Source organism: Burkholderia sp. Ac-20392 (assembly GCF_017104585.1).
GTDB lineage: Bacteria > Pseudomonadota > Gammaproteobacteria > Burkholderiales > Burkholderiaceae > Burkholderia > Burkholderia lata.
Genome location: NZ_JAAGPB010000378.1, coordinates 1 through 8,436 on the forward strand (window position 1 = coordinate 1; position 8,436 = coordinate 8,436).

Here is an 8,436-nt window from a genome sequence, read left to right on the forward strand (position 1 = left end):
CCCTGCCGCCGTCGCTCGCCGGCTCCAGCGCGCCCCGGTTGCCGCTCGATGCCGGCGGCCATCTCGCGAAGTCGCGCGCGGTGCGCGACTTCTTCGATTACTGCCTGACCGCGCAGAGCGACCTGAGCGCAGCCGCGCTCGATGCGTTCGTCGTGCGCGAGATTGCCGCGCAACTCGACGGCACCGTTGCGCAGGTCGAGGCGCTCGACGTATGGCATCGCTATCGCGCGTATCTCGACGCACTCGCGAAACTGCGCGATGCCGGCGCGGTCGACAAGTCCGATCTCGGTGCGCTGCAGCTCGCGCTCGACCAGCGCGCGTCGATCGCCTATCGCACGCTGGGCGACTGGAGCCAGCCGTTCTTCGGTGCGGAGCAATGGCGGCAGCGCTACGACCTCGCGCGGCTGAAGATCACGCGGGATCCCGCGCTGACGGATGCGCAGAAGGCCGAGCGGCTCGCAGCGCTCGAACAGCAGATGCCGGCCGACGAGCGCGCCGCGCAGCAACGCATCGACAAGCAGCGGGCGGCGATCGACCAGATCGCACAATTGCAGAAGAGCGGGGCTACGCCCGACGCGATGCGCGCGCAACTGACGCAGACGCTCGGCCCCGAAGCCGCCGCGCGCGTCGCGCAGATGCAGCAGGACGACGCATCGTGGCAGAGCCGCTACACGGACTATGCGGCGCAGCGTGCGCAGATCGAATCGGCGGGTCTGTCGCCGCAGGATCGCGACGCGCAGATCGCCGCGCTGCGTCAACGCGTGTTCACGAAACCGGGCGAAGCCGTGCGCGCGGCATCGCTCGATCGCGGGGCGGGCAGCGTGCGGTAACGTGGGAGGCGCGGGCGGCGCGGCGCATGCCCGCCGCTATGCCGCGCGTGTGAGGTCCCGCGGCAGGTGTTGCTCGATGGTATTCGCGAGCGTGTCGAACGCGGGCCCGATGCCTTCGTGCGCAACGCACGCATAGCCGAGCAGCAGGCCGCGCCGCGCGGTGTCGAGGCTGCTGTAGTAGCTGGTGAGCGGGCGCACGATCACGCCCGCATCGAACGCGCTCTGCGTGACCGCGCGATCGTCGCAGGCGTCCGGCAGGCCGAGCACGAGATGCAGGCCTGCTTCGTCGCCCATCACGGGCAGCGCGTCGCCGAAGCGCGCGCGGATTGCGTCGATCATCAGTTGCCGACGCTCACCGTACAGCGTGCGCATTCGCCTGACGTGCGAAGTCAGGTGGCCGTCCATGATGAATTCGGCGAGCACGGCCTGCTGCATCAGCTGGCCCTCGCGGTACAGCTCCGATAGCCCGGTGCGGAACGTGTCGACCAGATGCTCGGGCACGACCATGTAGCCCATCCGCAGCCCCGGGAACAGCATCTTGCCGAGGCTGCCGACGTAGATCACGCGGCCGCCATCGTCGAGCCCCTGCAGCGACGCGAGCGGGCGGCTGCCGTAGCGGAACTCGCTGTCGTAGTCGTCCTCGATGATCCAGCAGCGGTGCTGGCGCGCGTATTCGAGCAGCATCCGGCGTCGCGCTAGGCTCATCACCATCCCGAGCGGGTACTGATGCGACGGCGTGACGAGCACGAGCCGCGGCGGATGCTGCATGTCGCTGGCACGCGGGTCGAGCCCTTCCTGGTCGACGGGCACCGGCGTCAGCGTGAGGCCGGCCGCCTGCAATACGCTGCGCACGCCCCAGTAGCACGGCTCCTCGACCCATGCGCGATCGCCGATGTCGGACAGCAGCCGCACCGCGAGATCGATCGACTGGTGGATGCCCGTCGTGATGATGACCTGGTCCGGCGAGCATTTGACCGAGCGCGCGACGCGCAGGTAATCGGCGAGCGCGCGCCGCAACGGCCGGTAGCCGCCGCCCGGCGCATAGGTCAGCAGCTCGGGGTTCGCTTCCTTCCACAGCCGCGCCTGCAGGCGGCTCCACGTCCGGCTCGGGAATTCCGACACGTCCGGCACGCCCGGCATGAACGCCCCCCACTGACGCCGCGATACGCCCGCATGTTCGATCAGTTGCCGGCCGCGCATCGACAGGCCGCCCTGCGCATCCGGCACCGGCGGTTCATCGGCGCTCGACACAGGCGGTGCAGCACCCGGCACGTGGATCGCGGCGGCGTCCGGCCGCGTGTCGGCTACATAGGTGCCGCTGCCGGTGGTCGTCAGCACGTAGCCTTCGGCCGTCAGCTGGTCGTACACGTGAAGCACGGTATTGCGCGCGATCGACAGGTCGGCCGCGAGCGTGCGCGAACTCGGCAGCTTGGTGCCTGGCCCCAATTCCCCGGTCAGGATGGCCTGCTGCATCTGCTGCAGCAACTGGCGGTACATCGGCTCCGGCGAGCTGCGGTCGAGGCGGGCGGAGAGCCAGTCGGCGAGGATCACGGTATCCAAAGTGGTCCTACTTGGAATATTGAAATGGTTCCCTAGTATAGAACCGTGCGCGCCGTATAGTGGCTCGCATCTCAAAATCAATTGTCGCGAAGCAAGGGGACAGCCACGATGAAGTCCGATGATGTGATCGTCAGCTTTCGCGGCGTGCGGAAGACCTACGACGGCGAAACGCTGGTCGTCAAATCGCTCGACCTCGATATCCACCGCGGGGAATTCCTGACGCTGCTCGGGCCGTCCGGCTCGGGCAAGACCACCTGCCTGATGATGCTGGCCGGCTTCGAATTCCCGACGGGCGGCGAGATCCGCCTCGACGGCGAGCTGCTGAACAACGTGCCGCCGCACAAGCGCAACATCGGCATGGTGTTCCAGAACTACGCGCTGTTTCCGCACCTGACGGTCGAGCAGAACGTCGCGTATCCGCTGACCGTGCGCAAGCTGCCGGCGGCCGAGCGCACGGAACGGGTCGCGCATGCGCTGAAGATGGTGCAGATGGAGCGCTTCGCGAAACGCTATCCGGCCCAGTTGTCGGGCGGCCAGCAGCAGCGCATCGCGCTGGCACGCGCGCTCGTGTTCGAGCCGAAGCTCGTGCTGATGGACGAGCCGCTCGGCGCGCTCGACAAGCAACTGCGCGAACACATGCAGTACGAACTGAAGGCGCTGCACGAAAAGCTCGGCGTGACCTTCGTGTACGTGACGCACGACCAGGGCGAGGCGCTGACGATGTCCGATCGCGTCGCCGTGTTCGACAAGGGCATCGTGCAGCAACTCGACACCGTCGACCGCCTGTACGAATCGCCGTGCAACGAATTCGTCGCGAACTTCATCGGCGACAGCAACCGGCTGCGCGGCACCATCGCGCGCGTCGACGGCGAATTCTGCGAATTCCGCCTCGACGACGGCACGAAGCTCGTCGGCCGCCGCATCGGCGATGCGGCCGAGGGTGCGCCGGCCGTCGCGTGCATCCGCCCCGAACGCATGAGTCTCGCCGCGCATGGCGCGAACGGGCACGCGCACGGCTCGGCCAACCAGTTGAGCGGCGAGGCGCGCAGCCTCATCTATTTCGGCGACCACGTGCGCATGCGCTGCGCGCTGCCCGGCCAGGACGAATGCTTCGTGAAGGTGCCGCTCGGCACCGGCGCGCTCGATGCGTTCTCGCCCGGCGCACCGGTCGCGCTCGCATTTGCGCCCGAACACCTGCGCGTGTTCGCTTGAGCAGGGTTTCCCCGATTTTCCGTAGCACGTCGTCAACAACAACTGCCCACTTCCACCACGAGAGGAGAGGAACCACCATGAACCGAGCACGCATTACCGCACGGCGCACCGCGCTGGCATTGGCGCTCGCCGTCGTCGGCGCATCGGCATCGGCTGCCGAACTCACGGTCGTCAACTTCGGCGGCGCGAACGGCGACGCGCAGAAGGCCGCGTTCAACCAGCCGTTCGAGAAGGCGACCGGCAACAAGGTCACGGCCGTCGAATACAACGGCGAGCAGGCGAAAGTGAAGGCGATGGTCGAGGCGAAGCACGTCAACTGGGACGTGGTCGAAGTCGAATCGGGCGACCTGAACCGCGGCTGCGACGAAGGGCTGTACGAGAAGCTCGACTGGTCGAAGATCGCCAAGAAATCCGATCTGATTCCCGAATCGCCGCAGGTGTGCGGCGTCGGCTTCTTCGTGTGGTCGACGGCGCTGTCGTACAACGCGGACAAGCTGAAGTCGGCACCGACCGGCTGGGCCGATTTCTGGAACGTGAAGAAATTCCCCGGCAAGCGCGGCATGCGCAAGGGCGCGCGCTACAACCTCGAATTCGCGCTGATGGCCGACGGCGTCGCGCCGAAGGACGTCTACAAGGTACTCGGCACGAAGGCTGGCCAGGACCGTGCGTTCAAGAAGCTCGACGAGCTGAAGCCGAATATCCAGTGGTGGGAAGCGGGCGCACAGCCGCCGCAGTTTCTCGTCGCCGGCGACGTCGTGATGTCGACCGCGTACAACGGCCGCATCGACGCCGCGCAGAAGGAAGGCAAGAACCTGAAGGTCGTGTGGAACGGCAGCATCTACGACCTCGACTACTGGGCGATTCCGAAGGGCTCGCCGAACAAGGCGCTGGCCGAGCAATACATCGCGTACACGCTGACGCCGAAGCCGCAGCAGGGCTACGCGCAGCACATCGCGTACGGCCCGGCGAACATCGCGGCGATCAAGGCGCTCGACGCGAAGACGCTCGCGAACCTGCCGAACTCGCCGGCCAACGGCAAGAACGCGGTGCTGGAAGACATCGGCTTCTGGACCGACCACAGCGACGAGCTCGAGCAGCGTTTCACCGCGTGGGCGACGAAGTAATCGCCGTTCAGGTGTCCTGATGCAACCGGCCGCGCGACGCGTCGATCGTGTCGCGCGGCATTCCGCCGGAACGTGCCCGGCCGGAGAGAACCGTTGAATACGATGACGATCGCGCCTTCCTCGCCGTCGAACGCCGCGCTCAAGCGCGAGCTGAAGGCCGCCGAGGCCCGCAAGCGCACGATGGCACTGCTGCTGGTCGCGCCGCTCGCAATTTTCCTGCTGCTGATTTTCGTCGTGCCGATCGGCACGCTGCTGACGCGCGCGGTGCAGAACCCGGAGATCGCCGCAGCGCTGCCGAACACGGTCAGGGCGCTGTCGGGCTGGGACCGCAAGGCGCCGCCGGCCGACGCCGCATATGTCGCGCTCGCGGCCGACATGACGAAGGTGGCCGACAGCGAGGCGATGGGTGCGCTCGCGCGGCGGCTGAACACCGAGATTCCCGGCTATCGCTCGCTCGTCGCGAAGACGGCGCGCGCGATGCCGCTGAAGGGCGACAACGACGCGGCACTGACGCCCGCACAGACGCGCGACAAGCTGGTCGAGCTCGACTCGCGCTGGAGCGATGCCGCGTACTGGCAGGCGATCGCGAAGAACGGCAGCACGTATTCGCCGTTCTACCTGCTCGCCGCGCTCGACCACAAGCAGGACGGCTTCGACCACATCGTGCAGGCCGATCCCGACCAGTCGATCTATCTCGCGATCTTCGGGCGCACGTTCGTGATCGGCGTCGCCGTCACGCTGTTCGCGCTGCTGCTGGGCTATCCGCTCGCGTACTGGATCTCGACGCTGTCGGAGCGTCGTGCAAACCTCGTGATGATCCTCGTGCTGATTCCGTTCTGGACGTCGGTGCTCGTGCGCGTTGCCGCGTGGATCGTGCTGCTGCAGAGCGAAGGGCTCGTCAACAAGGCGCTGATCGGCAGCGGACTGATCTCGCAGCCGCTGACGCTGCTGTTCAATCGCGTCGGCGTATACATCTCGATGACGCACATCCTGCTGCCGTTCATGATCCTGCCGCTCTACAGCGTGATGAAGTCGATCCCGCCCACCTATCAGCGCGCGGCCGTGTCGCTCGGCAGCCATCCGTTCGCCGCGTTCTGGCGCGTATACGTGCCGCAGACCTACCCGGGCGTCGGCGCGGGCGCACTGCTCGTGTTCATCCTCGCGATCGGCTACTACATCACGCCCGCGCTGCTCGGCGGGCCGAACGACCAGATGGTCAGCTACTACGTCGCGTACTTCACGAACGTGACGATCAACTGGGGCATGGCGTGCGCGCTCGGCGGGTTGCTGCTCGCGGCGACGCTGGTGCTGTACGCGGTGTACGGGCGCTTCACGCGCACCAACGTGAGCCTCGGTTGAGCGCCGCGCACTACGAAACGGGAAGGGGATACCGACCATGAAACTCGCCAGGCCGCTGTTCGCGCCGCACATGTCGTTCGTCGAGCGTGCGTGGTACGTCGCGCTGCGCGTGCTCGTCGTGCTGACGCTGCTGTACCTGATCCTGCCGGTGCTCGCGATCGTGCCGTTGTCGTTTTCGTCGAGCACGTTCCTCGTCTATCCGATCCCGGGCTTCTCGACGCGCTGGTACGAGAACCTGATTGCATCGGACGAGTGGCGGATGGCCGCGAAGAACAGCTTCATCGTCGCACCGTCGGCGACCGTCGTCGCGACCGTGCTCGGCACGCTCGCCGCGATCGGTCTCACGAAGGCCGACTTCCGCGGCAAGGGGCTGCTGATGGCCGTGCTGCTGTCGCCGATGATCGTGCCGGTCGTCGTGGTCGGCGTCGGGATGTACCTGTTCTTCGCGCCGTTGGGGCTCGCGAACACCTACACGGGGCTGATTGCCGCGCACGCGGCGCTCGGCGTGCCGTTCGTCGTGACGACGGTAGCCGCGACGCTGCAGGGCTTCAACCAGAACCTCGTGCGCGCGAGCCTGTCGCTCGGTGCGAATCCGGTGTCGACGTTCTTCCGCGTGACGCTGCCGGTGATCGCGCCGGGCGTGATGTCGGGCGCGCTGTTCGCGTTCGCGACGTCGTTCGACGAAGTCGTCGTCACGCTGTTCCTCGCGGGCGCTGACCAGACGACGCTGCCGCGCCAGATGTTCACGGGCATCCGCGAGAACATCAGCCCGACGATCGCTGCGCTCGCCACGATCCTGATCATCTTCTCGACGAGCCTGCTGCTCGCGCTCGAATGGCTGCGCGGTCGCAATGCGCGGCGCGCGGTGACCTGACGCAGCGAGCCTGTCTGTTGCGCCTGCGTTGCCGCGCGTCCTGCACGGCAACGCATTTTCTTTCATTTTGCTGACTGACGAAGCGGCCGCCAGCACGTTCGATGCGGCTCTGCAACAATACGGGGCGCGGCGGCGCGCGTTCCATGCGGTGCGACCGGAACGCCGCCGCGAGTCCAATCCGCGACGTGGCGCAACGCGTCGCTCGTCAGCCGAGCCTCATCTTGTCCGAATTCGCTTCTCCCGCCGGCGCCCATGAGCCGGCCGTCAACTGGCGCGCGATGTCCGCCGTGCTGCTGGCCGTCGCGCTCGCGACGCTCGACACCGCGATCGCGAACACCGCGCTGCCCGCGATCGCCACCGACCTGCATGCGTCGCCGGCCGCGTCCGTCTGGATCATCAACGCGTACCAGCTCGCGATGGTCGCGACGCTGCTGCCGTTCGCATCGCTCGGCGACATCGTCGGCCACAAGCGCGTGTATATCGCCGGGCTCGCGGTGTTCACGCTTGCGTCGCTCGGCTGTTCGCTCGCGTCGACGCTGCCGATGCTGACGGCCGCGCGGATCGTGCAGGGCTTCGGTGCGAGCGCGATCATGAGCGTCAACGTCGCGCTGATCCGCGGCCTGTTTCCCGCGCACCGGCTCGGGCGCGGCGTCGGCTTCAACGCGCTCGTGGTCGGCGTGTCGTTCGCGGTGGGGCCGACCATCGCGTCACTGATCCTGTCGGTCGCCGCATGGCCGTGGCTGTTCGCGGTGAACGTGCCGCTCGGCGTGTTCGCGCTTGCAGTGGCGATTCCGTCGCTGCCGCAGACGGCACGCGGCAAGCATGCGTTCGATCCGGTCGCTGCATTGTTCAACGTGATCACGTTCGCATCGCTGATCTTCGCGCTCGGCGAATTCGCGCAGCGCGGGCCGCTTTCCATCGTGTTCGCGGCGGCTGCGATTGCGCTCGCATTCGGCTGGCTGCTGATCCACCGCCAGGCCGGGCACCCGGCGCCGATGCTGCCGGTCGACCTGTTTCGCCGGCCCGTGTTCACGCTGTCCGCGCTGACCGCCGTGTGCGCGTTTGCCGCGCAGGGGCTCGCGTTCGTATCGCTGCCGTTCTATTTCGAAACCGTCCTGCATCGCAACGCGGTCGAGACGGGCTTCCTGATGACGCCGTGGTCGGTCATCGTCGCGCTCGCCGCGCCGATCGCGGGGCGCTTGTCGGATCGCTATCCGCCGGGCCTGCTCGGCGCGATCGGTCTTGCCTTGCTGAGTGCGGGCATGGTGTCGCTCGCCGCGTTGCCGGCGGCGCCGGGCGTCGTCGACATCGGCTGGCGGATGATGCTGTGCGGCGCGGGCTTCGGCTTCTTCCAGTCGCCGAACCTGAAGGCGCTGATGTCGAGTGCGCCGCCCGAGCGCAGCGGCGGCGCGAGCGGGATCATCGCGACCGCGCGGCTGATCGGGCAGGCGACGGGCGCGGCGCTCGTCGCGCTGTC

General features: G+C 67.5%; 7 protein-coding genes. 6 read left to right on the forward strand and 1 reads right to left on the reverse strand.

What is annotated here, in order from left to right; all coding sequences use genetic code 11:
* The coding region (locus G3N99_RS29355) for a lipase secretion chaperone (protein ID WP_206124128.1) at window positions 1–830 on the forward strand (830 nt) is incomplete at its 5' end.
* A gap of 36 nt (window positions 831–866) precedes the next feature.
* Here G3N99_RS29355 and G3N99_RS29360 read toward each other — a convergent pair.
* Window positions 867–2,390, reverse strand: a complete 1,524-nt coding sequence (locus tag G3N99_RS29360; protein ID WP_206124129.1) for a PLP-dependent aminotransferase family protein — start codon at window positions 2,388–2,390, stop codon at window positions 867–869.
* A 108-nt stretch (window positions 2,391–2,498) separates the two neighbouring features.
* Here G3N99_RS29360 and G3N99_RS29365 point away from each other — a divergent pair, with 108 nt between their 5' ends.
* The 5 genes from G3N99_RS29365 to G3N99_RS29385 form a co-directional block, all read left to right on the forward strand.
* Complete coding sequence (locus G3N99_RS29365; RefSeq protein WP_206124130.1) at window positions 2,499–3,602, forward strand: ABC transporter ATP-binding protein; 1,104 nt, start codon at window positions 2,499–2,501, stop codon at window positions 3,600–3,602.
* A 77-nt stretch (window positions 3,603–3,679) separates the two neighbouring features.
* Window positions 3,680–4,726: an ABC transporter substrate-binding protein gene (locus tag G3N99_RS29370; protein WP_174938586.1), complete on the forward strand. Its 1,047-nt coding sequence runs from the start codon at window positions 3,680–3,682 to the stop codon at window positions 4,724–4,726.
* Between the two features lie 102 nt (window positions 4,727–4,828).
* Complete coding sequence (locus G3N99_RS29375) at window positions 4,829–6,085, forward strand: ABC transporter permease (RefSeq protein WP_174937346.1); 1,257 nt, start codon at window positions 4,829–4,831, stop codon at window positions 6,083–6,085.
* 37 nt (window positions 6,086–6,122) lie between these two features.
* Window positions 6,123–6,959 carry an ABC transporter permease gene (locus tag G3N99_RS29380; RefSeq protein ID WP_011355761.1) on the forward strand — a complete coding sequence of 279 codons (837 nt, stop codon included), beginning with the start codon at window positions 6,123–6,125 and terminating at the stop codon, window positions 6,957–6,959.
* Window positions 6,960–7,180: 221 nt separating this feature from the next.
* On the forward strand, window positions 7,181–8,436 hold a 1,256-nt coding region (locus G3N99_RS29385; RefSeq protein WP_206124131.1), incomplete at its 3' end, for an MFS transporter.

Excerpts from the sequence above, each read along its gene's own strand:
- G3N99_RS29365 (WP_206124130.1), top strand. The coding sequence starts at position 2,499 with ATGAAGTCCGATGATGTGATCGTCAGCTTTCGCGGCGTGCGGAAGACC.
- G3N99_RS29370 (WP_174938586.1), top strand. The coding sequence starts at position 3,680 with ATGAACCGAGCACGCATTACCGCACGGCGCACCGCGCTGGCATTGGCG.
- G3N99_RS29375 (WP_174937346.1), top strand. The coding sequence starts at position 4,829 with ATGACGATCGCGCCTTCCTCGCCGTCGAACGCCGCGCTCAAGCGCGAG.
- G3N99_RS29380 (WP_011355761.1), top strand. The coding sequence starts at position 6,123 with ATGAAACTCGCCAGGCCGCTGTTCGCGCCGCACATGTCGTTCGTCGAG.